This is a genomic window from Vibrio sp. RW (assembly GCF_027587105.1).
Taxonomy (GTDB): domain Bacteria; phylum Pseudomonadota; class Gammaproteobacteria; order Enterobacterales; family Vibrionaceae; genus Vibrio; species Vibrio toranzoniae.
Map to the genome: position 1 here is coordinate 1 of NZ_JAPPTM010000073.1, position 1098 is coordinate 1098.

The 1098-nt window shown below is 43.5% G+C and carries 1 protein-coding gene; it reads right to left on the minus strand.

The annotated features are described in order from the left end of the window. Positions 1-9 precede the first annotated feature (9 nt). Positions 10-1038, minus strand: coding sequence for an IS630 family transposase (locus OCT63_RS21350; protein ID WP_269984591.1), 1029 nt, complete (start codon positions 1036-1038; stop codon positions 10-12). Positions 1039-1098 lie beyond the last annotated feature (60 nt).

A 1098-nucleotide genomic window follows, 5' to 3' on the forward strand; every position in this document is an offset into this window, starting at 1 on the left:
TATACCCGTTCAACTTGAAGATGCAGGTTTCAATATCTGAAAATTATCCGTAATTCTGGATGACAATGAGCCTGCAACTTCTGGTAGCGTTACATCGAAAAACTCCTTGATGGCTGAAGTAAATTCTGACTTGGAGGAGAAGTAAATATTGTTCCTCACATGTTCATTCATCACTTTCCAAAGCCGCTCGATTGGATTTAAATTTGGACTGTAAGGTGGTAAGTAATGAAGCTCAATATTGAGCACTTTTGCCGCATTTCTCACCAGCTCTGACTGATGATAGGCGGCGCCATCAAGAACTAGGTGAACTTTTTGCTCCAACGGGTAATGCTCCTTTTTGAGCTTCCAGAAGAAGCGAACGATGCTCTCGCTGTTTATCGTCTCATACGTTTCTGTCACCGTTGCGCCAATATTTTGAAGCGGTAACGCACCGATAATATTAAGACGAGTTCGACTGCCTGTTGTCTCAATCACTTTGTCTTGCCCTTTTCGTATCCATCCATAACTGAGTTTTGTTGACTGCGTAGGATGAACGGCATCCATGAACAGCACAGGGTCTTCGCTGCTTTTTAGCGTCTCGTTATAGTATTCGATAAAGGCTTGCTGCATCTCTGGATTAAACTTGTGCGGTACACCTTTCGGCTTCTTATATGAGAAACCGTGATGATGTAACCACTTGTTCATTCCAGCAACGGTATAACGGATACCAAACTCTGCTTGTACATAAGCGACAATTTGATGGGTATGAAAGTACGTGTTTTCAGCCAGATGTTCGATAAGCTGCACGGTTTGCCCAGCAGAAAGTCGGCTTTGACTACCGCCATTTTCAGGCTTGAGTTTTTCAGAGAGAACATAATCACTGAGATGACGAGCGACGGTCGATTCGTGAATACGAAGAGCTTGAGAAATCATCATCTGACTCCAACCTTCAGAGGCAAGTAAAACTGCTTTGATGCGGTCACGCACTCGACCATCACGAGTTGAATCGTGCATCTCTTCGAGCTGTTGTTTCTGTTGAGGAGTCAGAGTAATTTTCATGGTGCGTAGCATGATCCTGATTTCATCAGAAATCAAGCATCTTCAATGATCACGGGTATA